A 25,629-nucleotide genomic window follows, 5' to 3' on the forward strand; every position below is an offset into this window, starting at 1 on the left:
AAATAGTTGCCCTGTCTTTTTCTTTAGCGGTCTTCGCCGATATCTCACTACTCCAAGGCCAAGGTGGCCACAGACTCCACACCCTCAACCGTTCAGCACCACGTTCGCCGGCGGCTCGCCTGCCAGCATGAGCTCGATCTGGCGCTGGAGCAGCCGGCCCATCCGGGGACGCATCGCAGAACTCGCCCCGCCCACGTGCGGGCTGATGAGAACGCCAGGGGTCCGCCACAGCGGGTGGTCCTGCGGCAGGGGTTCGGGGTCGGTGACGTCCAGCGCGGCGCGGATTCGGCCGGAGGCGGTGTGCCGGACCAGGGCGTCCGTGTCTGCCACCGGGCCGCGGGCTATGTTCACCAGCAGGGCGCCATCCGGCATGGCCGCGAGGAAAGCGTCGTCCACCAGGTGCCGGGTGGAGTCGTTCAGGGGAACGCCGACCACCACGATTTCGTGCTCCGGCAGCAGCGCAGGCAGCTCCGCAATGCCGTGGACATGTCCCCGCTCGTCTGTCCGCTCCTTGCTCGCCACCCGGGTCACGCTAACCTCGAACGGAAGAAGCCGGTCCTCGATCGCCTTGCCCACTCCGCCGTAGCCGACAATCAGCACGCGGCGGTCGGCGAGGCTGGCGGTGGGTCGTGTCTCCCACCGGCCCTCCTGCTGGTTCTGGATGATGCGCGGGAACTCGCGCTGGCTGGCCAGGATCAGGGCCAGGGTGAGCTCCGCCGTCGAGGTCTCGTGGACACCCGCCGCGTTGGCGAAAACCCGGCCCGCCGGCAGGCAGTCCGCCACGCCGTCGTACCCGATCGACTGGCTCTGCACCAGCGCCGTCTCCACCCCTTCCAGGCCCCGCAGGACCTGCGGGCCCTGCATGTAGGGCGGCACCACGATGTCGATGTGCGGCTGCGGCGGCGCACCAGCGAAGTCCCATTCAAGGATGGTGACGTCCGGATGCGGCTGAAGGTGTTCACGCAAGGACGCGTCCGGCAGGCTGACAGTGATTTTTCGGGTCATGAATGCCAGCGTAGTAGAGGCACGGGGCGTGCCGGAGCCGGTTCCGGCACCTGGACAGGGGAACTGGACAGGGGAACCGGAGAGGGGAACCGGAGAGGGGAACGGAGGGGAATCCGGCCGACTTCCGCGGCGCCCCGCGCGGTCCGTGGACTTCGCCACCGGCCGCACCTAACGTCGGAGTCACCACCCATTCGTAACGTCGGAAGGCCCACGCACATGACGAAACCGGGCACCCGGCCGGCCGCGCCGCACAACCGCAGGAATCTGGTGCTCGTCTGGGCCGCCCTCGCACTGGTGCTGGCCGCCGTCGTAGTCTTCGGCGTCCTCCGCAGCGCGTCGTCGCCGGAACGGGCCTTCATGGACGTGAGCCTCAGGCAGAGCCAACCGCAGTCCGCCCCGGCCGCAGCCAGCCAGCCGGTCGCCCCCGCCGTCGACCTCCCCGCCGAGGTCCAGCGGATCATCGGCGAACACCCCGATCACAGGATCGGAGTCACTGTACTGAACACCCGCGACGGACGGCTGCAGAGCTACGGCGACGTGACCCCGTACACGGCCGCGAGCACGGCCAAGGTCCTGACCGCCGCCGCCTATTACCACCTCGTGGAAACCGGTGAGAAGTCGCTGGAGGCACCGCTGGGCGCGTTCGATGCCGCGTTCCAGCTCAAGGCCATGATCAACACCAGCAGCGATGACTCGTGGCTGCTGCTGATGCACGACATCGGCTATCCGCGCCTGACCGACTACGCCGCTACCCTCGGCATCACCTACGATCCCAAGCAAAACCTTCTGGCCCCGCCGGACATGGCCCGGCTCCTCGAGCAGCTTTCCACCGGCAAGCTGCTGGACTCCGGGCACACTGCGGAGCTGCTGGGCTACATGCAGCACACCAATGACGAAGACCTCATCCCGGCGGCACTCTCCCCGGACATCACCGTCCATCACAAGTACGGCGTGGTGGAAGGTTACGTCCACGACGCCGCGCTGCTCAGTTCCGGGGACCGCTCCTACGCGGTGGTCATCTACACTTGGGGCCCGAACGACGCGGACAGCGCGAACCGTCTGGAACTCATCCACGAGCTGACCCGTCAGGTCACGGGGGCCCTGTTCGGGCAGCCGTAGCGGGCGGCGGTCGCGGGCTGTGAACAGCCTGAAAATCAACCGTTCAAAGGTGGCGCACGTTCCCTGACAGGGGCAGGATAGGAATCGGGATACCGCCCGCCGATTTTCGCGGGCCCACACCACGGGGTCCGCAGCTGCCGGGGAATTGGGGCCGATCGGGGCTGCTGGAGCCTCGGCGTCCCACCCGGCTCATGTACCGGAGATGCCCCACCGCTGGGCTTTCCAGGGAGTTACCTTGATCCGCATCCTCATCGCAGAAGACGAAGAACGCATTTCCCGCTTCATCGAAAAGGGTTTGCGCGCCGCCGGCTTCGCCCCCACCGTGGTCGCCGACGGCGTCGCCGCCGTGGACTACGCCTCCAGCGGCGAATTCGATCTCCTGCTCCTCGACGTCGGACTCCCCCGCCTTGACGGCTTCGCCGTGCTGGCCGCCCTGCGCCACGGCCAGGTGGGCATCCCTGTCATCTTCCTCACCGCTCGCGCCTCCTCCACGGACACCGTCGCGGCGCTGGAAGGCGGTGCCGACGACTACATCGTCAAGCCGTTCCGTTTCGAGGAACTCGTGGCCCGCATCCGGGCCCGGGTCCGCAAAGGGGACACCGGCGATGTGCTCGCCGGCAGCGTCATGCGCTATGGTCCCCTGGAGCTGAACCTGCTCACCCGCACCGTCAGTGTGGACGGCCGGATGGTGGAGCTTTCCGCCCGCGAATTCGCCCTGGTGGAAATGTTCCTGCTGCATCCCGGGCAGGTCCTGAGCCGCCAGCAGCTGCTCAGCCACGTCTGGGGCTACGACTTCGACGGCACGTCCAACGTGGTGGACGTGTACGTGCGCCAATTGCGGTTAAAGATCGGCGCGGACCGCATCCTCACCACGCGCGGCGCGGGCTACCGCCTCGGCTAGGCGGCACGCCGGCCGGCGTCACCAAGACATAGAGCCCGCAAAACACGGTCCCGCAAAGTAAACAGCCCTCCGCCGGAAAGGAGACATGGTGCCCACTTCGGATGAACGACCCGGCGGGGAAGGCCAGTCGGCTCCGGCTGGAGCCTCCGCAACGGCGGGGATTCAGGATGCGACCGGCTGGGGTGCGAAAATCCACTCGGTGCGTTTCCGGGTGGTGGCCGCCATGCTGGTGATGATGCTCGCCGGGCTCGTCACCGCGGGGCTGGTCACCTTCGGGGTCCAGTTCCAGGAGTCCGATGCCAGGGTTGACCAGGCGATCCTGGACAAGGCCAAAGCGGTGGTCAAGCTCGTGCAGACCACCAAGAGGACATCCGGGGACTCCGCCAACAAGACCGCCAGCAGTGCCCTCCACGAGGCGGCGGAAGACATCGAGCCCCGCAACAACGAGGTCATAGCCGGAATTGTTGACGGGCGCGTGGCATGGACCGTCGAAGGCAACCGGCACAGGACGCTCCTGAACGACGGAATGCTCGCCGACGCCGCCGGGCTGCGGAATCCGGCCGGCGCGGCTTTCGCCGAGCTCGACGCCGACGGCAGCCCGCTGCGAACCGTCGTGGTGCCAATGAAGGGCGCCACCGTCGCCAACGGGACATTCCTCCTGGTCGGCAGGGACGCGGGCGATCAGCGCGAGCACAACATCAGCTCCGTGCGGACGTATTCCCTGGTGGCTCTCGGCACGCTCTTGGCCGCCGCGGTGATTGGCGGCATTGTTGCCGGGCGGCTGCTCAATCCGCTCCGCCGGCTGCGCGAGGCTTCCAGTGCGGTTAGCCAGGAGGACCTCACACAGCGCGTGAAGGTGCGCAAGGGCGAGGACGACGTCACCCTGCTCGCCAAGACCTTCAACACCATGCTCGAACGGCTGGATGAGGGCGCCCAACAGCAACAGCAGTTCCTCGACGACGCCGGCCATGAGCTGAGGACTCCACTGACCATCCTCCGCGGGCACCTCGAACTGGAGACGGTCGATGACCCGGAGGATGTCATTGCCACGCGGGAGGTGCTGCTGGACGAGGTGGACCGGATGCAGCGCCTTGTGGACGACCTCCTGTTGCTGGCCAACTCCGGCGACCCCGGCTTCATCCGGCGCGAGCCCGTCCGGATTCCAGAGCTTTTGGACCAGGTGATGGAGAAAGTGCACGTCCTGGCCGATCGCCACTGGAAGATCGATGAAAAAGCCGACTTCGTGGTGGATGCCGACCCGCAGCGTCTCACCCAGGCCCTGGTCCAGCTCGCCGCGAACGCGGTCAAGTACACCGAGCCGTCCTCCACGATCGCGCTGGGTTCCAGGATCGAAGGTCCGACGGCGGCCGACGGCACCCCGCTGCCGGCGTCGGACACGCTCCTGCTGTGGGTGCGCGACGACGGCATCGGCATCGCGGCCGAGGACCAGCAACGCATTTTCGAACGGTTCGGCCGGGCGCACCCCGGCCGTGGCGAGGAGGGTTCAGGACTGGGCCTGGCAATCGTCGCGGCCATCGCCCAGGCGCACGGCGGCATGGCCACCGTGGACTCGGCCTACGGCCACGGCGCCACCTTCCTGATCCGGATCCCCCTGCAGTCCGCCGGCGTCCGCGTCTGACCCCCCCGTCTGGTCTTCACCTGGCTTCGAGGGGCTGAGCCGCGTCTGAACGTTTGCTGTGTCTTGGATGAGAAATCCTTAATCTTCCCCTCATCCCATCCTCACTCTTGGGGAGCAGGCTGATTAATATCATCAGTCAGCGCCGGCACCGGAAACAATGCGATCGCATCTGTCTCCGGACCACCGGGGGTGCCGGGGAGGATTTGCTGTGGAGCCAATGCGGATCGTGCTGTATTCCCATGATTCAGTAGGGCTGGGACATGTGCGCCGGAACTTGGCGCTGGCCCATGCCCTGAGCAACCAGCTGCCGGGGCTTGTGGACCGCCCCGTCACCGGGCTCCTCATCACGGGCACAGCCCTGGCTCCTGCGTTCCGGCTGCCCGAGGGATGGGACTGGGTGCTGCTCCCCGGCGTGGCGAAGAGCGCCGATGGTTATCTGCCCCGCAATTTGACGTTGTCCATGCGGGAGTTCGTGTCTCTTCGGGCTCGGCTGCTGCAGGCCACGCTGGCCGGCTTCCGCCCTCATCTGGTGATCGTGGACCGCCACGCCACGGGCGTGCACGGCGAACTCGAAACGGCCTTGCGGCGAGCCCGCTCCGCCGGGCCTGTTCGGGTGGTGCTCGGCCTCCGCGAGGTCCTGGATTCCCCTGCCGCGGCCCTTACCGAATGGGCGCGGGTGGGTGGCCCCCGGGTGGTCAAGTCCCTGTTCGATGCCATATGGGTGTACGGCGATCCCGCCGTCTACGATCCCGTGGCCGCCGGTGAAATACCGTTCGCACTCCGCAAGCTCATCCGCTACACGGGCTACCTCGCCGAGGGCCGGCTCTCGGCCTCCGGGACCAGCTGCATGCCCGGCCCCTACTGCCTGACCACTGTCGGCGGTGGCTCGGACGGCTATGCCCTGGCGAGCGTCGCCGTCGCCGCGCGGATCCCGGACGGGCTGGGGCATCTGGTGGTCGCCGGACCGCAGATGCCCGCCGGGCAGCTCGAGGACCTCCGGCGTCGGGCCCGACCGGGCGTCAAGGTAGTGGCCGCGGTGGACGACATCGTGTTCCACCTCCGGCACGCCGGCGCCGTTGTCTCCATGGGCGGCTACAACACGGTGTGCGAGATCTTGGGCACCCATATCCCCGCGCTGATTGTGCCCCGCACGCAGTCGCGGGCCGAGCAGCGGATCCGGGCAGCCTCCCTGGCGGAGGCGGGGTACCTGGAGCAGCACGACGTCGGCACGCTGACGCCGGAGTTCCTGGCGGACTGGCTGGCCTCGCGTTTCGGCACCACTGTGGACCGCCGTCGCGCAGTGCTGGACGGGCTGGTCCGCGTTCCGCAACTGGCCGCCGAGCTGCTGCAGCCGCTGGTCAATGCCGACCGGTCCGGTGCCGATCAGTCCGGCACTCGGTCCGGCACTCGTCGTGAGCGCGCGGCAACAGCACGGACCAAAGAAGGTGCCAGCCGTGTCGCCGTCTGAACCGGGGACCGCTTACGTCCTGAAGATGTACCCGCGTTTCTCCGAGACGTTCATTGTCTCGGAGATCCTTGCCCGCGAGGCGGCGGGCGACCGGATCGAGATTTTCTCCCTCCTGCCGACGGACGACGCCCGGTTCCACCCCGAGCTCGCCCGGGTCCAGGCACCGGTGACCTACATTGACCGCCCCATCAAGACGGTGGCCCTGTGGGAGTCACTCCGGTTGGCCGAGGAGGCGGGGCTCACGGCCGCCCTTGGCCTGAATTTCGCCGAACTCGCCGCCGCCACGGCGGACGAAGCCGTCCAGGCCATCAACCTGGCCACCGCCTTGCAGGGCCGCAGCATCCGGCACATGCACGTCCACTTCGCCTCGGGCGCCACGACGGTCGCCCGGCTGGCGTCCTTCATCACCGGCATCCCCTTCTCGTTTACGGCCCACGCGGTGGATATCTTCCATGAATCTGTCCAAGACGATGATCTGCGGCTCAAGCTCGAGCAGGCCCACCACGCCGTGACCATCAGCCAGTACAACATGCGCTACCTGCGCCGCCGCTTCCCGGGCTCGACGTCCCGGCTCCACCTGGTGCGCAACGGCCTGGAGCTGGAGCGCTTCCCTTACCGGGAGCCCCACCCGCTCGGACCTACCCTGCGGATCGCGGCCATCGGTCGCCTGGTGGAAAAGAAAGGCTTCCAGCATCTGCTGCCCGCGGCCGCCGAACTGCTGGATCAGGGGGTCAAACTGGACCTCCGAATCGCCGGGACCGGGATCATGGCCGAGGAGCTGGAGGCCAGCATCGATCAGCTAAGGATCGGCGGGTACGTCCGCCTCCTCGGTCCCCAGACCCAGGACCAGGTCCACGAACTGCTCCAATCCGCCGATGTTTTTGTGGCGCCCTGCGTGGTGGGCGCCGACGGCAACGCGGACGGCATGCCCACGGTCCTGCTTGAGGCCATGGCCACCGGCGTCCCCTGCGTCAGCACGTCCGTCACCGGGATCCCCGAGGTGGTCCGGAACGGCTCCACCGGGGTCCTGGTCCGGCCCGGCAACTCGCACGCCCTCGCGCGTGGTATCCGCACGCTCGGCTCCGCCGCCACAGACCGGCTTGCCGTATCCCGCAAGGCCCGCGCCGTGATTGAGGAGGACTACGACGTCCACCGCCAGGCCGAACTCCTGAGATCCCTCTCCCGTTCGGAAAGGAGAGTCGCATGACACGCGTGGCCTACCTTTGCGCCGACCCCGGCGTGCCCGTTTTCGGTACCAAAGGCTCCTCGGTGCACGTCCAGGAAATCGTCCGGGCGTGGCGCGAGACCGGCGCCGTCGTCACGGTCTACTGCACCAAGCTCGGCACCGACCGGCCCAGCGATCTTGCCGATCTCGACGTCGTCGAAGTCAATCCGGAATCCGTCCCCGGCCCCGCGCGGGAACGGGCGGTCCAGGACGCCGCGCTGGGCCTGGCAGACGAGGTCCTGCGCAACGGCTGCGGGCTGTTCTACGAGCGCTATTCGCTGTTCAGCCCGGCCCTGTCCGTGGTGGCCCGGATCCTGGACGTGCCGTCGGTGCTCGAGGTAAATGCTCCGCTCATCGAAGAGCAACAGCGGTACCGCCAGTTGCTGGATGTGAAGAAGGCTGAGACGGTGTTCCGCCGCAACGCCGCCACGGCCGACGTCGTGGCCTGCGTCTCCGATCCCGTGGTGCGCTGGGTGCGGGCGCGGGTGCCGACGGCCAGGACCGTGCTGGCACAGAACGGCGTGAACGTCGACCGGATCCCGGGCCGCCGTCCCGGCCGCCGGAATCCGGACCACCTCACGGTCGGGTTTGTCGGAACCTTAAAGCCCTGGCACGGTGTCCCCGCCCTGCTGCACGGTGTGGCCCTCGCCAACCAGCAGACCGCTGACCCGAGCCTGCGCTGGCAAGTCCAGGTGGTGGGTGACGGCCCCGGCCGGAGGGACCTCGAACGCCTCGCCGAGTCCCTCGGCGTGCCAACGGTGTTCACAGGTGCCGTTGCGCCGGCCGCCGTGCCCGGCCTCCTGGCAGAATTCGACGCCGCCGCCGCCCCCTATCCCCCCGACGCACCCGGCCAGGACGATTACTTCTCGCCGCTGAAGGTCTTTGAGTACATGGCGGCCGCGCTGCCCGTGATCGCGAGCGCCGTGGGCCAGATCCCGTCCATCATCCAGGACGGGCGCACGGGGATCCTCGTCCCGCCCGGGGAGCCGGCCGCACTCGCGAATGCCCTCATCCGGCTCGGCGAAGACCCGAACCTGCGGGAGAGGCTCGGGCTGGAGGCCCGCAGCGACGCCGTGCAGCGATTCAGCTGGAGCGGTGTGCTGTCTCGGATCACCGAGGCGCTACCGCCTGCACGCAGGCTGGCACGGCAATGACCACCACTGCCAGGCATTCGCGCCCCCGTAGCTGGCGAACACTGTGGGGAAGGATCAGCACCACTGCACCGGCCGAACCCACCCCGATGCGACGGACCTTGCGGTGCATCCGCCCGCATCTGCGCGGGCACAGGCTGCTCATCACCTGGGGATTCATTGCCATGGCCGTGGAAATCCTCTTCCGGCTTCTTGAACCGTGGCCGGTGAAGATCGTCCTCGACTCCGTCTCACACTCACTCGGCGCCAATCTGCGCAAGTCCCCGTTCAGCGTGGAGGCAAGCGCCGAGGTGCTGCTTCTCTGCGCCGGCGCGGTGATTGTCATCAGCCTGGTCCGGGCCGTGGCAAGCTACCTGTCCTCGATCTCGTTTGCCCTCGTGGGTACCCGCGTTTCCTCCGAATTGCGCGCCCGGACCTTCCGCCACCTCCAGAGCCTGTCGATGCGCCACCACAGCCGCGCCTCCACCGGCGACACGGTCCAACGGCTCGTCGGGGACGTATCCCGGCTGCAGGACGTGGCAGTCACAGCAGGGCTCCCTCTCATCGGCAATATCGTGTCGCTGGTCGCAATGATGATCATCATGCTCTGGCTCGATCCTTTTATCGCCCTGGTGACATTCCTGTCCATCGGGATATTCATTGTGTTGTCCCGTAAGAGCTCGGGATCGATTACCACCGCGGCCCGCAAATCACGCAAGGGCGAAAGCGCCCTTGCCACCACAGCCGCACAGACCCTGGGAGCAATGCGCGAAGTCCAGGCGTACGGACTCGAAGACACCCTCAGCTCGGGCTTCGGCAAGAGCAACCAGGCAGCCCTTGGCTCCGGGGTGGCCACGCTGCGGCTGTCCGCCAGCCTGCAACGGAAAACCGACGTCCTGACCGGAATCGCGACGGGGGTTGTCTTGGCTGCCGGTGGATGGAGGGTGATGCAACATGCGATGACCCCCGGAGATCTGACCGTTTTCCTGTTTTACCTGAAAACCGGGATGAGGCCGCTCAAGGACGTTGCCAGGTACACCAGCCGTATCGCCCGCGCGACGGCCTCCGGGGAACGGGTGGCGGACCTGCTCGAGGCCCAGAGTGATGTTCCCGAGTCACCGCACGCCGTCGCGCTTAAGAGCCCGCACCCGGACATCGTGTTCGACAACGTCTGGGCCGGCCACTTCGACGGGGCTTCGGTGCTCAAGGGGATCACCCTGACCATACCGGCGGCCCAGCACTGCGCCGTGCTGGGGCCCTCCGGTGCCGGGAAGTCCACGCTGGCAAGCATGATCCTTCGGATGGTGGACCCCTGGGAGGGGAGTGTCAGTCTCGGAGGGGAGGACGTGCGGGGCCTGACCATCGCTTCCGTGCGTGCCCACGTCTCAATCCTGCTCCAGGACTCCGTGCTGTTCGGAACATCGGTCCGGGAAAACATCAGGTTCGGCCGCCTCGATGCCACCGATGAGGAGATTGAAGCCGTGGCGGCCCTTGCCCAGGCCGACGGTTTCATCCGGGCATTGCCCCAGGGCTACGAAACCGTCCTCGGCGAGGCGGCCAACGATCTTTCCGGGGGCCAGCGTCAACGGCTGGCCGTCGCCCGCGCCATGCTCCGGAAGGCCCCGATCGTGATCCTGGACGAGGCGACGGCCGGGCTTGATCCGGCATCCCGCGATTCGGTCCTCAGCGCCCTGGAAACACTCACCGAGGGCCGGACATCCATCACGATTACCCACGATGTCAACTCGGCCCAATCGTGCGACCGGGTGATCTGGCTTGAAGACGGCGAAATCCTCGAAGATGGGGTGCCGCAGTCATTGCTGGCCGACCCGGGCTCCCGCTTTGCCAACTGGGTCCATCGGCAGCAGAGCGGGGAACCGGGCGAACTGTTCAAGGTGCCGACATGAGCACCGCCCCGCAGGCGCGCCGAGCCTTGGAGCTGATCGCATGAAGTGGCGCCCGCCGGTCCCGCGGTCCGCCGTCGACTCTTCCGGCCAAAGTTGGCATATCCACCGGGCGTGGCCTGACAGAACGGTCGGCGACTACGTCCTGGAGGTCGTGGCGCCGGGGCAGGCCGGCGTCCGGGGAGGCGTGCTACGTGGCGGAGCGTTCGAGCTGTTGTCCGAGGACGATCCGGGGCTACCGTCCCTGCGGGCCGAGGCCCGGCGCGGGGAACTGGTGTCCTACCGGCCGCACATGCGCGCCGTCGTCCGGACCGATGCTGGCTACATCAAGGTCTTCCCGCCCGGCGGGGCAATCGTGCCCGCGGAACGCTGCGCGCAGACCGAGCTCCTCCTGGCCCCCGGGACCTTCACCGCACCCAGGGTCCTGCGGAACTCTCCGGACGTTATCGTCTTTAGCGCCGTTCCCGGCCGGCCCCTGGGAGATTTGGGCGACGAAACCGCGGGTCTCAGCGACGAAGGCTTCGACCGACTGTGGGAGAGATGGCAGCACGCCTGGACCGCCCAAGTGGGTAGCTCCACCGGGCACGCAGCCCTGGCCGCGTTGCCCGTCCGCTCCCCGGAAGTGGAGGTCGCCGATCTGCAGCGCTGGGTGAACCGCTGGCTGCGGCACCACAAGGACATCCCGGAAGCCGCACCCCAAGGCGCCGCCCTGAGTGCCCGGGCCGACGAGGTGACCCGGAACCTGCTTCGGACGGCACCGGATCCGCTGGTCTGGGCGCACGGGGACCTCCACGACAAGCAAATTCTCGCCGTCGGCGGTCCCTCGCCGCTGGCCTTGCTGGATTTCGACGACACCGCCCAGGCCGAGGCCGCCCTGGATCTGGCCAACCTGGACGTTCATTTGGAGCTGCGTGCCCGCGTACACAGCATTTCGCTGGACCGGTATCTGGCGGCCCACACGCGGATCCTGGCCGCCGCGGAAGAGCTGCATGTCAGCCCGGCCCGGTTCCATGCTTATTCCGACGGCTCCTGGCTGCGGCTGGCCTGTTCCCCGTTGCGCCAGCGCTCGGCCATGGCCCTGGCTGTGCTCGGCGAACGTGCCGCGCACATTCCGTTCGTGTCCGGCTCTGAGTCCGGCTTCGTGTCCGGCTTCGCAAGCGAGGCTACGGAACCCGGGGGCCGCTGACATGGGCCGAATCCGGCAACACTCGGGGCGGGGGTAGCGGCGCACCGCGCAACTGTTGAGGCGCTACCCCCGCGCCCGGCCGCCGTCGTACTGGAAAACCTGCAACGCAGTGTGGATCTTTGGCTGAGGAAATAGCTCAGCCCAGAGCAGTGCCTGCCAGCGCTCCGGCCCGGGACGGTCCGGGAACACCCTGCCGCCAGTGGTCGTTACGTCCCTACGTGGGACCTGATCCGGGACGCACGCACCGGCTTCACCCCGAACTGATCCGCCCGTACCGAGAGGAACGCTTCATGGCTTACATCAAGGTTGGAACTGAGAACAGCACGGACGTCGAGCTCTACTACGAGGATCACGGGTCCGGTCAGCCGGTAGTCCTGATCCACGGCTACCCGCTGGACGGATCCTCCTGGGAGAAGCAGACCACGGCACTTCTGTCCGCCGGCTACCGGGTGATCACGTACGACCGCCGCGGCTTCGGACAGTCCAGCAAGCCCACCGACGGCTACGACTACGAGACGTTCACGGCGGACCTGAACGCCATCCTGACCTCACTGAACCTCAACGACGCCGTCTTGGTGGGCTTCTCAATGGGCACCGGCGAGGTGGGCCGGTACCTCGCAACCTACGGTTCGGCCCGGGTGGCGAAAGCTGTGTTCCTCGCCTCGGTCCAGCCCTACGTCCTGCAGGCCGATGACAATCCAGGCGGCGTCCCGCAGTCGGTGTTCGACGGGCTGACAGAGGCCGTGACCGGGGACCGGTACGCCTTCTTCACGGAATTCTTCAAGAATTTCTACAACAGCGAGACCTTCCTTGGCACCCCTCGGCTTAGCGAGGGATACATGCGCGCCAGCTGGAACATCGCCACCGCGGGCGGGGCCACGGCGTCGGCGGCAGCGCAGCTCACCTGGCTCACGGACTTCCGCACCGACATCCCCAAGATCGATGTCCCGTCCCTGATTGTGCACGGCACGGCGGACAACATCCTGCCGATCGACGTCACAGGACGCCAGTTTGCTAAGGCGCTGCCGAGCGCCGAGTACGTGGAGCTCGACGGCGCCCCGCACGGCCTGCTGTGGACGCACGCCGCCGAAGTCAACGAGGTTCTGCTGCGGTTCCTTTCCCAGTAAAGGACCTGCCCGGTTCCGGATTCCCGCGCCGCTTCCGGATTTCCCCGCCGGTTCCGGATTCCCGCCCGCTTCCGATTCCCGCCCCGCTTCCGGATTCGCGGCGGCTTCCGATTCCCGCGCCGGTTCCGGATTTCCGCGCCGGTTTCGGACGGATGCGCCCCGGATCCACGGTGCGCATGTCCGATTCCGCCGCGGTTTTCCATCTGCGTAGCGGATCTCCGCCCTTCCCGGACACCCGTTGACACGCCCCACCCCGTACGGTTCAATTTTTTGCATATGCTGAAATAACAGTTCCACGATACGAATAACCGGTTCGTATAGCCCTACACCGTGGATGCCAGCATTGACTCAGAGGATCTGGCACATGTTGTTGGAAGACTTTAACGCGGCAGGACGCGCGGAGGCCGCGGCTGCCCTGCGCCCCTGCCTGGACATCGAACGGTGGATTGCGGAGATCGTCGACTCCCGGCCCTTTGGCAACCGCGGAAGCCTCCGGGAAGCGGCTGTCCGCGCGGCGGATCCCTTCACTGGCGAGGAGGTGGAGGCCGCTCTGGCCCATCATCCCCGCATCGGCGAACGCGCCGCAGGAAACAGCACGGAGGCCCGGCTCTCCCAGTCGGAGCAGGCAACCCTTGGCGCTTCGGACCCTGCCGTCGCGGCAGCCATCGCCGAGGGAAACCGCGCCTACGAGGAGAAGTTCGGCCAGGTGTTCCTCATCCGCGCAGCCGGCCGCAGCCGGGAGGAGATCCTGGCCGCCCTCAACGCCAGGCTCGCCCACACTTCCGAAGAGGAACAACCAATCATCGGCCAGCAGCTGCGCGAAATCGCGGTACTCCGACTCGAAGGACTAATCGGCCCATGAGCACTTCCCACGTCACCACCCATGTCCTGGACACCGGCTCCGGCAAGCCCGCCGCCGGCGTCGCCGTCACCCTGGAAATGCTCGACGGCGACCGCTGGGTCAGGATCGCGACCGGCGCCACGGATGATGACGGGCGCATCAAGTCGCTGGGCCCGGACAAGCTGGCTTCCGGCACGTACCGGCTGGGCTTCGACACCGGAGCCTATTACGGGGCAACCAAGACCGAAACCTTTTTCCCTGAAGTCACGCTCACGTTCGCGGTAGACGATTCCCAGGCCCACTACCACGTGCCGCTCCTGCTGAGCCCGTTCGCGTACTCCACCTACCGCGGCAGCTAAGGCGGCGACTCGAAACCGGAGCGTTAGGGTGGGCACATGAGCGAGGGCGGACCACCACGCACGACGGCGGTGCTGCTTGCCGCCGGCGCCGGGACGCGGCTGGGACTCGGGCCCAAGGCGCTGCTCCCGTTCCGCGGCCGCACCCTGGTCGAAGTGCTCGCCGACGTGCTGCTCGCGGGCGGCTGCCGGGAAGTTGTGACGGTGCTTGGCGCGGAAGCGGAACGGGTCCGCGCCGCCACCGACCTCAGCCGGCACCGGGTCATCGAAAATCCGCACTGGGCCTCCGGGATGGGCAGTTCGTTCCGGGCCGGTGTTGCTGCGGCGGACCCGGAGGACCACGTGCTGATCGCGCTTGTGGACCAGCCCGGGCTGACACCGGAGGCCGTTGCCCGGCTGCTGGCATCGCACCGGCCGGGCCGGGTGACGGCGGCTGCCTACCGCGGCGCAGAGGGGAAGCTGCAGCGCGGACATCCGTTGCTGCTGGACTCCAGCCTCCGCGCCGCGGCAGCAGCCACGGCAACGGGCGACGCCGGAGCGCGGGTGTTCCTGCAGGCCCGCCCGGAGCTGGTTGACCTGGTGGACTGCAGCGACCTCTCCGGAGGCGAAGACCTCGACACCCCGGACCAACTCCACCTCCTCGACTAAAAGCAACGCGGGGTCACTTACGGCCCAATAAACTCCAATTATTGGGCGCTACGTGACCCCGCGTTGCTTTAGGAGGAACGGACCAGCAACTCCTGCAGGCCACGCTTGAAGCCGGACCGGCCGCCGTGGGCGGGATGCCTGATCTTCGGCGCGTCCAGGCCGCTCCGCTGCAGGCTGCGGTGCGCCACGTTGCCCACCGCCACCACGGATTCGATGGGAAACAGCTCTGTCAGCGCCTGCCAAAACGGAGTTCCGAGAGCTGCTTCGGCGGATGTCGGGGTGCGGTTGGACATCGGCCGTCCCGGCACATGGGTATGCCACGGGCAGGCGCTCCACAGCAGGGGGAGGAATTCCAGCTCGGCCAGCACTTCCCACATCACCGTGGCTGTCGGCTCGGACGCGACCCCCGCAGCCTCAGCCGGCAACACATACCCCTTCCCCGGCCCGAAAAGTCCGAACTCGTTGGCCGGGCCTTCGAAAATGGTGCGGTTGGTGAACGGAACCCCGGTGATCCTCATGCCCCTGAACCCGGGGGCTTCACCTACCAGGAGCACTTGCGGGGAGCGGTCCAGCATTTCCTGCAGATAGATTTCCAGGTTCCGCCGGCGCTGCGCGTTCCCCGGGACGGCATGGCTGAAGAAGTTGTTGCACTTGGGCCCGGTTTCCACCGAAGCGAGCCGGTCTATGAAGGCATGGATGGAGGATGAAGTCACGCGACGCCCGTTTCCTTGGCAGCTCATACGGCAACCAGAATATCCGGGCCGCCCCGCCCCTTAGCATTGGGGCATGACGGACATGACGGACATGACCATCTTTACGATCGGGCACTCCACTCATCCCATAGACGAATTCATCGGCATCCTGAAGGCCCATGGCATCAAGAAGCTGATCGATGTGCGCACGGTCCCGAAGTCGCGGCACAACCCGCAGTTCAACGGGGATGCGCTGGCGGCGAGCCTGCGTGCCAGCGGGATCACCTACCGGCGGATGGAATCCCTCGGCGGCCTGCGGCATGCCGGAAAGGACAGCCCCAACGGTGCCTGGCGGAACGCGTCGTTCCGGGGGTATGCGGACTATATGCAGACCGAGGAATTCTCAGCCGCCATCGGCCAGCTGATGGAACGTGGACGGACCAACAATTCCGCGATCATGTGCGCGGAAGCCGTCCCGTGGCGCTGTCACCGCTCGCTGATCGGCGACGCGCTCCTGGCCCGGAACGTCGAGGTGCTGGACATCATGACGGAAAAGTCCGCCAGACTCCATACCCAGACCTCCTTCGCCCGCGTTGAGGGAGAACGGGTCTGGTATCCGGAAGACTAGGCGGCCGCGGCCAGCATCAGGGCTGCTACCAGCGGGGGTGGATCGACTCGCGGAAGTAGCGGTCGTAGATTTCCCGCACGCCGACGTCGAACGTTGCGTCAATGCCGCTGACGGCCGCCGCGGCGGCGTTGGAGCGCGCCTGGTCCGCGTTCCGCGCGCCGGGTATCACCGTGCTGACCCCGTCCTGCGCCGCGATCCAGGCGATGGCCGCCTGGGCGGTGCTGACGCCGTCGGGCACCAGCTCCTCGAATTCGGCCACCGCTTTGAGGCCCTGGCCGAAGTCGACGCCGGAGAACGTCTCCCCGACGTCGAACGCTGATCCGGTGCGGTTGAAGTTCCGGTGGTCGTTCTCTGCGAAGGACGTGTCCTTCGTGTACTTGCCGGAGAGCAGCCCGGAGGCGAGCGGAACGCGGGCAATGATGCCCACCCCGGCAGCCTCTGCCGCCGGCAGCACCTCGTCCAGGGGCTTGAGCCGGAAGGCGTTGAGGATGATCTGCACGGTGGCCGTTCCCTCGTGCCGCATGGCTTCGAGGGCTTCGTCGGTCCGTTCCACGCTGACGCCGTAGTGGCGGATGGCCTCCTCGGCCACGAGTGTATCCAGCGCGTCGTAGACTTCGGCGTTGCTGTACACGGCGGAGGGCGGGCAGTGCAGCTGGACCAGATCCAGCTGGTCCACACCCAGGTTCCGCCGGGAGCGGTCCGTCCATTCGCGGAAGTTGGCGAGGCTGTAGTTCTCCGGCCGCTGCTCCGCCCGGCGGCCCATCTTGGTGGCCACCGTAATGTCCAGGCCGGGGTTGTCCGCCAGGAACGCCCCGATGGCCTGCTCGCTGCGGCCGTCGCCATAAACGTCCGCGGTGTCGAAGAACGTGACACCCGCTTCCACGGAGGCCGCCAGAATGGCCTGCGCCTGCGCGGGGTCCACGTTGCCCCAGTCCGCGCCGAGCTGCCACGTCCCCAAGCCCACGATGGAGACGTTCCGTCCGGTCTTGCCCAACATCCGCTTTTCCATCATCCGACTATAAGACCTTCCAACCGCAACGCGGGGTCAGATACGGCCCAATAAGCCCCAATTATTGGGCGCTAGGTGACCCCGCGTTGCTTTAGGCCCAGGTAGATCCTGTCCCGGGTGATGGGCAGCCGGGAGAACCTCACTCCGGTGGCGTTCCGGATGGCATTGGCGAGCGCGGGCGCCACCGGGTTGAACGGGCTTTCGCTCATGGATTTTGCCCCGAGCGGGCCGAGTTTGTCACTGGTGTCGGCGAAGTACACCTCGCTGCGCGGCACGTCCGCGAAGGTGGGGATGTGGTACTGCCGCAGGATGTCCGTGGTGACCCGGCCGGCGTCGTCCACCCTGACCTCCTCGTACAGCGCGGCGCCCAGGGCCTGCGCGATGCCGCCTTCGATCTGGCCGCGGCACTGGCGCGGGTTGACCACGACGCCGGCGTCGGCCGCCTGGACGCTTTGCAGGATCCGCAACTCCCCGGTGCCGGTGTTGACGGCCACGCGGAACCCCTGGACATTGAACGCGACCGAACGCGGTGTGCCGCCCCAATGCCCCTCGGCGGCGAGTTCGACGCCGGCCTGCCGGGCGGCGTCGTACAGTTCCGCCAGCGGCACCCGGGTTCCCTCGCAGATGACCGCGTCATCCTCCAGCACGCAGGCGGAGGCCTGGGTTTGGCCGATGCCGGCGGCGAAGGCGCGGATCCGGACGGCCAGGTCGGTGGCGGCGGCCAGGGTCGCTTTGCCGGCCACCACCGTGCCGGAAGATCCGAACGCGCCGGAATCGTGGACCACAAGGTCAGTGTCCGATTGCCGGACCGTGATCCGGCCCGCCGTGGTGGACAGCGCGGTGGCCGCGAGCTGGGCGTGGACGGTGGTGGTGCCGTTGCCGAATTCGGCCGTCCCGACGTCGGCGGCGTACGTCCCGTCCGGCAGGAGCCGGAGCCAGGAGTGGGCGAAGTGGCCGCGTGGCGGGACGGTGTCGATCATGGACAGGGCCGTGCCCTCACCGATGACCCATCCCGGGCCCAGGCTGTCGAGGCCGGCCGCGCGGCCGCGTTCCAGGCCGCGGGCCAGTGCATCTTCCACCAGCCTGGTGCACTGGTCCAGGCCGTAGCTGCCGTAGTGGACGTCCTCCTGGGGCTCGTCCCGGGTGGACAGCATGCTGTCGCCCTCGCGGACCATGTTGCGCCGGCGGAACTCCAAGGGGTCCATGCCGATGCCGGCCGCGAGCTCGTCGAGGCCGGATTCGATGGCGAAGATCATCTGGCTCAGGCCGTAGCCGCGGAAGGCACCGGACGGCACGGTGTTGGTGTACACGGCGTGGGCGTCCACCTTCTTGTTCTCGCACCGGTACACCCCCAGCGACTCGCCACAGCCGTGGAACATGACCCCGGGCGCATGGTTGCCATAGGCGCCGGTGTTGGTGAGCACCTCCAGCTGGAGTGCGGTCAGCCGGCCGTCGCGGCTGGCGCCGGCCTTGAGATGGATGGTGAACGGGTGCCGTGTGGTGGCGGCAGTGAACTGTTCGGTCCGGGTGAATTCAAGCTGCACGGGGCGGTTGAGCTTCAGGGCGGCCAGCGCCACGACATCCTCGGTCAGCACCTCCTGCTTGCCGCCAAACCCGCCGCCTACGCGGCCGGCGACCACATGGATCTGCTCTTCCGGCAGGCCGAAGACCCGGCCCAGGGTGCGCCGCACCAGGAACGGGACCTGGCTGGACGTGCGGATCTGCAGCCGCCCGTCAGTGTCGAAGGAGGCGATGGACCCATGGGTTTCCAGCGCGGCGTGCTGCACGCGTTGGGTCCGGTAGGTGTGCTCGTGGATGAAGTCCGCCGCGGCGAAGCCGGCCGCCACATCGCCGAGTTCGGAATGCAGTTCCGCCACGACGTTCCGCTCCGGCCGGCTGATGCGGGCTGTGGCGGCGTCCTTGTCCCCGTGGAGGGCAGGGGCGCCGGGCAGCATGGCGTTCTCCGGGGTGAAGACGGCGTCCAGCAGTTCGTAGTCGACTCGCAACGCCCGCACGCCGGCTTCCGCCGCGGCCACGGTATCGGCGACGACGGCGGCGACCCGCTGGCCGGTGAACCGCACGACGTCGTCAAACACCCGGGTGTCATCCGGGTCGTCGGTGTGGAGTTCGTGCTGCGCCGTGGAGAACAGCTGCGCCGGGGAGTCCTCGTGGGTGAAGACCGCCTCGACGCCGAGAACCGCCAGCGCGGCTGCCGCGTCGATCGAGCGGATCCGGGCGTGGGCGTGCGGGGAGCGCAGGAGCTTCATGTGCAGCAGCCCGGGGAGTTCGTCGGCCGGGACGTCCAGGGTGTAGCGGACCCGGCCCGTGACGACGGCGAGGCTGGCAGGTGCCGGGACGTCGTCGCCGAGCTGGCCGGGGCGCGGACCGGGCTGGCCAACGCCCGCGATCCCGGATTCCGCCCCCGCGGGGTCCGGGTGTCCTTCCTGGCCGCAAACGGCGTCCGCGATCGCCGTGTACCCCGTGCACCGGCACAGGTTGCCCTTGAGGTTGCGGGGCAGGTTTGCCCGCTGCTCATCATCGAAGGTCGCGGCCGTCATTACCATCCCTGCGGTGCAGAACCCGCATTGGAAACCCTGCCGGTCCAGGAACTGTTGCTGCATCGGGTGAAGCGCGGCGCCTCCGGCGGTGCCGGCCAGCCCCTCCACGGTGGTGACTTCCCGGCCCTCGGCGCGGACGGCGGGATAGATGCAGCTGTGCACCGGCACGCCGTCGACGTGCACCGTGCACGCGCCGCAGTCGCCGGCGTCGCAGCCCTTCTTCACGCCAAGGTTCCCCTGCTCGCGCAAGTACGTCCGCAGGCACTGGCCTGGACGCGGTGCGGCCTGCGCCGGGACGCCGTTGATCTCCATTGCGCCGTTAATCTCGATTGCGCCGTTAATCTCGATTGGCATTCAGGCCCTTTCCGTCGGGGATTCGGCGTACGGGGCCGGCGGCCAGGCACCCGGCGGCCAGAAGTCGCCGGACACTGGTGCCGGGCCTGAGCCTGCCGGGGCCGTGAGTTCGGCCCGGATTTCCTGGGCCAGCCGGTACGTCATGTCCTTGCGCCAGGCGGGCAGGCCGTGGACGTCGTCGTGGTAAAGCTGATCGGGGATGGCCGCGTCCAGTGCCTGAGCGAGGGCGTCGGCGGGCGCCTCCGGGGAGGTCAACAGGTGCAGCTGCACGGGGCGCTTGGTGGCGGCGGTGATGGTCAGGACCAGGCGGGCGTCGGCGTCGAGCCTTCCGATCAGTAGCACCGCGGACCTGCCCAGGTGGCTCAGCGACAACCTGCGGAAGGCCACCCGGGAGGAGAGCGCCGACGCCGGCAGGCTCACGCTGCGCAGGAGCTCACCGGGAACGAGGCAGTTGGTCCCGTCCCCCGTGACGAGATCCAGCACAGGAAGCGTGCGGCTGGCACCGCCGGGTCCCAGTATGGTGGCCGTGCCGTCGAGCGCGGCGCAGAGCGAGATCATGGGGCCGGCCGGCAGGGAGGTGCACAGGTTCCCGCCCACCGTGGACATGTTCCAGACTTTGAAGGAGGCCACGAAGGAGTCGCAGCAGGGGCGGATGAGGTCCAGCCCGGGCCAGTCGCCCGCCCGGTCCCGGGCGGCCTCCGAGTCCGGGAACGCGTACAGCTGCGCGACGGTGCAGGTAGCCGCGAGTTCGATGCCCGCGGCTGAGACCGCTAGGGGTGTCCAGTCCGTGGAGCCGAGGTCCAGAAGACGCCGGAGCGGTTCCTTTCCAAACGCGGCGCCTCCATAAGAGAAAAGCACGGTGCCCCCGGCGAGCCAGGCGTCGCCGTCGCGCCACTCGGCCGGGTCAGCGGTGCGGACCACCTCTTCAACGGTGTTCAGGTCCAAGGGGCCTCCTGACGTACCGGCGCGCCGGCATAGTGGTGGATGGGGCCAGTGGCATCCTTCAGGGACACGCTGCCCTGCGCCAGCCCGGCGGTCTTGCTCCGGGTGGCCACCAGCTCCGCAATGATGGACACCGCAACCTCTTCCGGGGTGACGGCGCCGAGATCCAGCCCGATGGGCGAGTGCAGCCGGGCCAGGTCCTCGTCAGCAACGCCGGCGCGGCGCAGTGCCTCGAGCCGCCCACGATGACTGCTCCGTGACCCCATGGCACCGACGTAGGCCACGTCCAGGCTAAGCGCGGACTGCAGCAGCGGCACATCAAACTTCGGATCATGCGTGAGCAGGCAGATAGCCGTTCTGCTGTCGAGGCGGCCGGCCTGCGCCTCCTCCGCCAGATACCGGTGCGGCCAGGCCGCCACTACCTCGTCCGCGGCGCTGAACCTGTCCTGCCGCGCAAACGCCGGGCGGGCATCGCACAAAGTCACGCGGAAGCCCAGCAGTTTCGCGGCCGGAACGAGTGCCGCACCAAAGTCGTTGGCGCCGAAGACCAGCAGGCGCGCCGCGGGCAGCCGGCTCTCGACCAGCAGGGTTACGGGCTCCGGCAGGCAGTCTTCGCGGGCGAGCCGGACCAGTCCGGTGCGGCCCTGCCTCAGCAGCGGCTCCACCTGGGCTGCCGCCGCCAGCATCAGCGTGCCCGCATCGGCGGGACCGCCGTGGGCCAGGAGCACGGCCAATTCAGCCGACCGCAGTACCTGGAAGGTCGCCGGGTCAGGAACCACGACGGCGCCGCTCCCCCCGGCATCCACCCTGCGGATCAGCGCCGCCCCGCGGCCCGGATGTCCGGTCAGGCCGTGCAGGCTGTCCAGCCGCAGCCGGTTGGGCTCCGGCCCCAGGGGCTCGATGTGGATTTCCAGGCCGCCGCCGCAGGTCAATCCGGCGGCAAACGCGTCCTCGGCGCTGTAGCCGAAGAACTCCCGCCGCGTGCCGCCGTCGCGCATTGCCTCCAGTGCCACCTCCACGACTGTGCCTTCCACGCAACCGCCGGACAGGCTGCCCAGCACCTCGCCGGTCTCGGCGACCAACATGGACGTGCCCACGGGTCTGGGCACCGATCCGTCAGCGCCGACCACGGTGGCCACCGCGCAGCGCTGCCCGGAGGCGGCCGGCCGCCAGGTGCCGAGGAGCGGGAGCAGATCCAACATGGCCGCTGTTCCCGGAGCTAGTACTTGGTCCGGGACTCGAGCGAGTTCCAGGCGTTGAAAGGATCCAGGACGGCGAGGGCTTCGGGCCCGGTCAGCTCCAGCCTGCCCACCGGCATGAGCGCCTCGCGCTGGTCATTTTCGAAGTATCCGTAGAAAACGGCGTCATCGAACCCTGCGGAGGCGGCGTCATGCCGGTCCGCGGCGAACACCACGCGCGCCACCCGTGCCCACAGCGCGGACGCCAGGCACATGGGGCACGGCTCGCAGCTGGCGTAGAGCGTGGCGCCGCTGAGATCGAAGGTGCCCAGTTCGCTGCACGCCCGCCGGATGGCCGTGACCTCGGCGTGCGCGGTGGGATCGTTGGTGGCGGTGACGCGGTTGACGCCGTCGAACGCTTGCCCGTCCGCAGTGACCAGCACTGCGCCGAACGGGCCTCCGCCATTCGAGACGTTGGCCGTGGCCAGCTCAATGGACCGCGCCAGGTACTTCTTGGCTGTGTCGGTTGTAGGCATACTGCGACTCCCTTGCTGCGGAAGCCGGTTCACCGTGACGGGAACGCCAGGGCGGATGCAACGATGACCAGACTTCAGCATGTGCCTTGAAGGTGCGCCTGGTGGACAGCCTCCCCGGGGTCGGGCTGCCCGCCGCTGGCAAGATCGACAGTAGCACCGGGACGTCCGGCCGGCGCTTGAATTTCGGTGGAAGCCTGGTTTCGTTGTGTGAAATCTCTGTGTCCGGGTCTTCACGCTCTGGTGCCCCAACCGCTTGCCCGCCGCCGAACGGGCGGCAGGGCGCGGAACCGGCGGTGAAGTGTCCGCGGCTGCCGCTACGGCCACGAACCCTTTTTTCAAAAAGTGATGTACACCACCGGCGGGGCAGGCTACGCTTAAGCCCAATTCGTGGCGCAGGTCACGTAACCTGGGAGCAGCAGGCAGGGTCGTAATGAGCTGACATCAACTGATGTCGGCTCTTTTTTGTGGGCCGACGGAACAAGAAATGCGCGGGAAACCAGCGCTTAATTTCTATGTGGGACTTTGGTGCCACATACCTGAAGTTGGGAACCAGAGCATGAGCAACAAGATCGTCCTCGGCCACAACCAGTACGGCAAAGCGGAAGTCCGGGTCGTCAAGATCACCAGGGACACCGACCGCCATGAGATTGAAGATCTGAACGTCACCTCGCAGCTGCGCGGGGACTTTGCAGCCGCCCACCTCGACGGCGACAACAGCCATGTGGTGGCCACGGACACCCAGAAGAACACCATCTACGCCTTGGCCCGGGAGGGCATCGGCTCCCCCGAGGCCTTCCTGCTGCGACTCGGCAAGCACTTCACCTCGAGCTTCGACTGGGTCAGCGGCGGCCGCTGGGCGGCCGAGGCCTACAAATGGGACCGGATCCAGGCCCACGGCGCCGGGCATGACCACTCCTTTGTCCGCAACGGCCAGGAAGTCCGCACCGCCGTCCTGGTCCGCGACGGCGGCACCGAGCACCTCATCGCCGGGCTCAAGGACCTCACGGTGCTGAAGTCGACCCAGTCCGGCTTCAGCGGCTTCCCGCGGGACAAGTACACCACCCTCCCGGAAACCGACGAGCGCATCCTCGCCACCGACGTATCCGCCCGCTGGCGCTTCAAGACCGGCACCGATTTCGGCACGCTCGACTTCAACAAAAGCTACGACGACGTCAAGAGCCTGTTGCTGGAAGGCTTCAGCGAAAACTACTCCCACGCCCTGCAGCAGACCCTTTTCGACATGGGCGCCAAGGTCCTGGAAGCCCACACTGAAATCGACGAGATCAAGTTCTCCATGCCCAACAAGCACCACTTCCTCGTTGACCTCTCGCCGTTTGGCCTCGACAACCCCAACGAGGTCTTCTTCGCCGCCGACCGCCCCTACGGCCTGATCGAGGCCACCGTCCAGCGCGACGACGCCGCTCCCGCTGAAATCGCTTGGAACGGGATCGCCGGTTTCTGCTAGGACTCCCGCCTCACCGGGCCTCATGAAGCCTCTCGAATTGTTAGCCAGACACCGTTAGCCGGACACCGTCGTCCGCCATGAACCCAGAAGGTCTGCTATGAAAACGAACAAGTTACCGGCCACCGCGGCTGCGGGCGCCAGCATCCAGCCCTCGGGCCGCCCCGAGGACCACCGCCTCTCCATCGGAAGCAGCTTCGCGTACGGCTTCCAGCATGTCCTGACCATGTACGGCGGCATCATCGCCGTGCCCCTGATCGTCGGCCAGGCCGCCGGCCTGGCTCCTGCCGACATCGGCATCCTTATTGCCGCGGCCCTCTTCATGGGCGGCCTCGCCACCCTGCTCCAGACTCTCGGCCTGCCGTTCTTTGGCTCGCAGCTCCCCCTGGTCCAGGGCGTCTCCTTCGCCAGCGTTGCCACCATGGTGGCCATCGTCACCGGCGGAGGCGGGCTTCCGGCCGTCTTCGGCGCCGTTATTGCCTCTGCCGCCATCGGGTTGCTGATCGCCCCGGTGTTCTCCAAGATCGTCCGGTTCTTCCCGCCGGTGGTCACGGGCACCGTCATCACTACCATCGGACTCACGCTCATGCCGGTGGCAGCCAACTGGGCGATGGGCGGCAACAAGTCCTCCCCCAATTACGGCAGCGTGGCGAACATTGGACTGGCGGCCGTCACCCTGGCCCTTGTCCTGTTGCTGAGCAAGGTGGGCAGTGCCACCATTTCCCGCCTGTCAATCCTGCTGGCCATGGTGGCCGGAACGGGGATCGCCGTCGTGACCGGTATGGCGGACTTTTCGAAGGTCGGCGACGGCCCGATCGTCGCCTTCCCCGCACCGTTCCACCTCGGTGCCCCCACCTTCGAGGCCGCCGCCATCATCTCCATGGTGATCGTGGTTCTGGTGATCCTGACCGAGACCATGGCCGACATCCTGGCCGTCGGCGAGATCGTGGGCACCCGGGTCGACTCGAAGCGGATCGCCGCGGGCCTGCGGGCCGATATGGTTTCCAGCATGGCCGCGCCGGTGTTCGGCTCCTTCACGCAGAGCGCCTTCGCCCAGAACGTCGGCCTGGTGGCCGTCACCAAAATCACGAGCCGCTATGTGGTGGCAGCCGGCGGTGTGATCCTGGTGCTGCTGGGCCTGTTGCCGGTGCTCGGCCGCGTGGTCGCTGCGGTTCCCACCGCCGTCCTGGGCGGCGCGGGAATCGTGCTCTTCGGCACCGTGGCCGCGAGCGGCATTCGCACCCTGGCCAAGGTGGAGTACCGGAACAACATGAACCTGATCATCGTCGCTGCCTCCCTCGGTTTCGGCATGATCCCAATTGCCGCCCCCACGTTCTACGACAAGTTCCCCAGCTGGTTCGGAACGATTTTCCACTCCGGCATCAGCTCCGCGGCCGTGATGGCCATCTTGCTGAACCTGCTCTTCAATCACCTGAAGAAGGGCAACTCGGAGAACCAGTCGGTCTTTGTGGCCGGAACGGGCAGGGTCATCCGCGAGGAAGACCTGCGGTGCCTGGCCGAGGGAGACCGCTACGAGAACGGCAAACTCATCGACTGCGACGGCAAGGAAGTGCCGGTGGAAGCGACGAGGGCCGCGGCGGACGAACACCACGAAGCGACGAGGGTCGCGACGGATGAACACTAGGAACTGACGAACACGAGGAACCGAGCATTGCCTCCGGTCACAGACGCTGTTGGGGCCCACCGCCGTGGGCCTCAAC

At 67.6% G+C, this 25,629-nt stretch carries 22 protein-coding genes; 15 read left to right on the forward strand and 7 right to left on the reverse strand.

All coding sequences use genetic code 11. The features are described 5' to 3' along the window. Nucleotides 1–84 precede the first annotated feature (84 nt). Nucleotides 85–1,005: a 2-hydroxyacid dehydrogenase gene (locus BM372_RS04535; protein ID WP_090952415.1), complete on the reverse strand. Its 921-nt coding sequence runs from the start codon at nt 1,003–1,005 to the stop codon at nt 85–87. Between the two features lie 216 nt (nt 1,006–1,221). Between BM372_RS04535 and BM372_RS04540 the strand changes: the two genes are divergently transcribed. The 12 genes from BM372_RS04540 to nboR all read left to right on the forward strand — a co-directional run bounded on the left by BM372_RS04540 (nt 1,222) and on the right by nboR (nt 14,549). Then, on the forward strand, nt 1,222–2,124 hold the full coding sequence (locus tag BM372_RS04540; protein ID WP_090952418.1) for a serine hydrolase: 903 nt from the start codon (nt 1,222–1,224) through the stop codon (nt 2,122–2,124). Nucleotides 2,125–2,359: 235 nt separating this feature from the next. Next, nucleotides 2,360–3,025 (forward strand): response regulator transcription factor, encoded by a 666-nt coding sequence (locus BM372_RS04545; RefSeq protein ID WP_090952976.1) that lies wholly within the window; start codon nt 2,360–2,362, stop codon nt 3,023–3,025. A gap of 85 nt (nt 3,026–3,110) precedes the next feature. Further along, nucleotides 3,111–4,664, forward strand: coding sequence for a sensor histidine kinase (locus BM372_RS04550; RefSeq protein WP_090952421.1), 1,554 nt, complete (start codon nt 3,111–3,113; stop codon nt 4,662–4,664). Between the two features lie 217 nt (nt 4,665–4,881). Then, entirely contained in the window at nt 4,882–6,132 is a 1,251-nt protein-coding gene (locus BM372_RS04555; RefSeq protein WP_143111432.1) for a glycosyltransferase family protein, read from the forward strand. Beyond that, nucleotides 6,119–7,339 (forward strand): glycosyltransferase, encoded by a 1,221-nt coding sequence (locus BM372_RS04560; protein ID WP_090952423.1) that lies wholly within the window; start codon nt 6,119–6,121, stop codon nt 7,337–7,339. The genes BM372_RS04555 and BM372_RS04560 overlap by 14 nt, the downstream gene beginning before the upstream one ends. Continuing rightward, on the forward strand, nt 7,336–8,511 hold the full coding sequence (locus BM372_RS04565; RefSeq protein ID WP_090952426.1) for a glycosyltransferase family 4 protein: 1,176 nt from the start codon (nt 7,336–7,338) through the stop codon (nt 8,509–8,511). The genes BM372_RS04560 and BM372_RS04565 overlap by 4 nt, the downstream gene beginning before the upstream one ends. Then, a complete protein-coding gene (locus tag BM372_RS04570; protein ID WP_256214027.1) occupies nt 8,508–10,394 on the forward strand; it encodes an ABC transporter ATP-binding protein in 1,887 nt (628 codons plus the stop codon). Before BM372_RS04565 ends, BM372_RS04570 begins: the two co-directional genes overlap by 4 nt. Before the next feature lie 40 nt (nt 10,395–10,434). Further along, nucleotides 10,435–11,577: a phosphotransferase gene (locus BM372_RS04575; RefSeq protein WP_177235873.1), complete on the forward strand. Its 1,143-nt coding sequence runs from the start codon at nt 10,435–10,437 to the stop codon at nt 11,575–11,577. Between the two features lie 290 nt (nt 11,578–11,867). Continuing rightward, a complete protein-coding gene (locus BM372_RS04580; RefSeq protein ID WP_090952429.1) occupies nt 11,868–12,704 on the forward strand; it encodes an alpha/beta fold hydrolase in 837 nt (278 codons plus the stop codon). A gap of 364 nt (nt 12,705–13,068) precedes the next feature. Further along, a complete protein-coding gene (gene uraD / locus BM372_RS04585; RefSeq protein WP_090952432.1) occupies nt 13,069–13,566 on the forward strand; it encodes a 2-oxo-4-hydroxy-4-carboxy-5-ureidoimidazoline decarboxylase in 498 nt (165 codons plus the stop codon). After that, on the forward strand, nt 13,563–13,904 hold the full coding sequence (uraH, locus tag BM372_RS04590; RefSeq protein ID WP_090952436.1) for a hydroxyisourate hydrolase: 342 nt from the start codon (nt 13,563–13,565) through the stop codon (nt 13,902–13,904). Before uraD ends, uraH begins: the two co-directional genes overlap by 4 nt. 36 nt (nt 13,905–13,940) lie before the next feature. Then, entirely contained in the window at nt 13,941–14,549 is a 609-nt protein-coding gene (nboR, locus tag BM372_RS04595) for a nicotine blue oxidoreductase (RefSeq protein ID WP_090952439.1), read from the forward strand. Between the two features lie 68 nt (nt 14,550–14,617). Here nboR and BM372_RS04600 read toward each other — a convergent pair whose 3' ends face one another. Further along, nucleotides 14,618–15,262, reverse strand: coding sequence for a uracil-DNA glycosylase (locus BM372_RS04600; protein WP_090952442.1), 645 nt, complete (start codon nt 15,260–15,262; stop codon nt 14,618–14,620). A 73-nt stretch (nt 15,263–15,335) separates the two neighbouring features. Between BM372_RS04600 and BM372_RS04605 the strand changes: the two genes are divergently transcribed. Next, complete coding sequence (locus tag BM372_RS04605) at nt 15,336–15,869, forward strand: DUF488 domain-containing protein (protein ID WP_256214028.1); 534 nt, start codon at nt 15,336–15,338, stop codon at nt 15,867–15,869. 25 nt (nt 15,870–15,894) lie between these two features. Here the strand turns inward: BM372_RS04605 and BM372_RS04610 are convergent, their stop codons facing one another. From BM372_RS04610 to BM372_RS04630, 5 genes are all read right to left on the reverse strand, one after another. Then, nucleotides 15,895–16,878 carry an aldo/keto reductase gene (locus BM372_RS04610; protein WP_090952982.1) on the reverse strand — a complete coding sequence of 328 codons (984 nt, stop codon included), beginning with the start codon at nt 16,876–16,878 and terminating at the stop codon, nt 15,895–15,897. A gap of 71 nt (nt 16,879–16,949) precedes the next feature. Next, on the reverse strand, nt 16,950–19,790 hold the full coding sequence (locus BM372_RS04615) for a molybdopterin-dependent oxidoreductase (protein ID WP_090952444.1): 2,841 nt from the start codon (nt 19,788–19,790) through the stop codon (nt 16,950–16,952). Next, the gene (locus BM372_RS04620; protein WP_090952447.1) at nt 19,791–20,735 is read right to left on the reverse strand and encodes an FAD binding domain-containing protein; all 945 of its coding nucleotides are present in this window, start codon (nt 20,733–20,735) and stop codon (nt 19,791–19,793) included. After that, entirely contained in the window at nt 20,726–21,934 is a 1,209-nt protein-coding gene (locus tag BM372_RS04625; protein ID WP_090952450.1) for an XdhC family protein, read from the reverse strand. Before BM372_RS04625 ends, BM372_RS04620 begins: the two co-directional genes overlap by 10 nt. A 17-nt stretch (nt 21,935–21,951) precedes the next feature. Next, complete coding sequence (locus tag BM372_RS04630) at nt 21,952–22,446, reverse strand: nucleoside deaminase (RefSeq protein WP_090952453.1); 495 nt, start codon at nt 22,444–22,446, stop codon at nt 21,952–21,954. 556 nt (nt 22,447–23,002) lie between these two features. Between BM372_RS04630 and pucL the strand changes: the two genes are divergently transcribed. Beyond that, a complete protein-coding gene (gene pucL, locus BM372_RS04635) occupies nt 23,003–23,911 on the forward strand; it encodes a factor-independent urate hydroxylase (RefSeq protein WP_090952456.1) in 909 nt (302 codons plus the stop codon). A 97-nt stretch (nt 23,912–24,008) separates the two neighbouring features. Continuing rightward, a complete protein-coding gene (locus BM372_RS04640; RefSeq protein ID WP_090952459.1) occupies nt 24,009–25,553 on the forward strand; it encodes a nucleobase:cation symporter-2 family protein in 1,545 nt (514 codons plus the stop codon). The last annotated feature ends 76 nt before the right edge of the window (nt 25,554–25,629 follow it).

The organism is Arthrobacter sp. ov118 (assembly GCF_900116495.1).
Taxonomy (GTDB): domain Bacteria; phylum Actinomycetota; class Actinomycetes; order Actinomycetales; family Micrococcaceae; genus Arthrobacter.

Excerpts from the sequence above, each read along its gene's own strand:
- BM372_RS04535 (WP_090952415.1), bottom strand. The coding sequence starts at position 1,005 with ATGACCCGAAAAATCACTGTCAGCCTGCCGGACGCGTCCTTGCGTGAA.
- BM372_RS04540 (WP_090952418.1), top strand. The coding sequence starts at position 1,222 with ATGACGAAACCGGGCACCCGGCCGGCCGCGCCGCACAACCGCAGGAAT.
- BM372_RS04550 (WP_090952421.1), top strand. The coding sequence starts at position 3,111 with ATGGTGCCCACTTCGGATGAACGACCCGGCGGGGAAGGCCAGTCGGCT.
- BM372_RS04555 (WP_143111432.1), top strand. The coding sequence starts at position 4,882 with ATGCGGATCGTGCTGTATTCCCATGATTCAGTAGGGCTGGGACATGTG.
- BM372_RS04565 (WP_090952426.1), top strand. The coding sequence starts at position 7,336 with ATGACACGCGTGGCCTACCTTTGCGCCGACCCCGGCGTGCCCGTTTTC.
- BM372_RS04570 (WP_256214027.1), top strand. The coding sequence starts at position 8,508 with ATGACCACCACTGCCAGGCATTCGCGCCCCCGTAGCTGGCGAACACTG.
- BM372_RS04575 (WP_177235873.1), top strand. The coding sequence starts at position 10,435 with ATGAAGTGGCGCCCGCCGGTCCCGCGGTCCGCCGTCGACTCTTCCGGC.
- BM372_RS04580 (WP_090952429.1), top strand. The coding sequence starts at position 11,868 with ATGGCTTACATCAAGGTTGGAACTGAGAACAGCACGGACGTCGAGCTC.
- uraD (WP_090952432.1), top strand. The coding sequence starts at position 13,069 with ATGTTGTTGGAAGACTTTAACGCGGCAGGACGCGCGGAGGCCGCGGCT.
- uraH (WP_090952436.1), top strand. The coding sequence starts at position 13,563 with ATGAGCACTTCCCACGTCACCACCCATGTCCTGGACACCGGCTCCGGC.
- nboR (WP_090952439.1), top strand. The coding sequence starts at position 13,941 with ATGAGCGAGGGCGGACCACCACGCACGACGGCGGTGCTGCTTGCCGCC.
- BM372_RS04605 (WP_256214028.1), top strand. The coding sequence starts at position 15,336 with ATGACGGACATGACGGACATGACCATCTTTACGATCGGGCACTCCACT.
- BM372_RS04610 (WP_090952982.1), bottom strand. The coding sequence starts at position 16,878 with ATGGAAAAGCGGATGTTGGGCAAGACCGGACGGAACGTCTCCATCGTG.
- BM372_RS04615 (WP_090952444.1), bottom strand. The coding sequence starts at position 19,790 with ATGCCAATCGAGATTAACGGCGCAATCGAGATTAACGGCGCAATGGAG.
- BM372_RS04625 (WP_090952450.1), bottom strand. The coding sequence starts at position 21,934 with ATGTTGGATCTGCTCCCGCTCCTCGGCACCTGGCGGCCGGCCGCCTCC.
- BM372_RS04630 (WP_090952453.1), bottom strand. The coding sequence starts at position 22,446 with ATGCCTACAACCGACACAGCCAAGAAGTACCTGGCGCGGTCCATTGAG.
- pucL (WP_090952456.1), top strand. The coding sequence starts at position 23,003 with ATGAGCAACAAGATCGTCCTCGGCCACAACCAGTACGGCAAAGCGGAA.
- BM372_RS04640 (WP_090952459.1), top strand. The coding sequence starts at position 24,009 with ATGAAAACGAACAAGTTACCGGCCACCGCGGCTGCGGGCGCCAGCATC.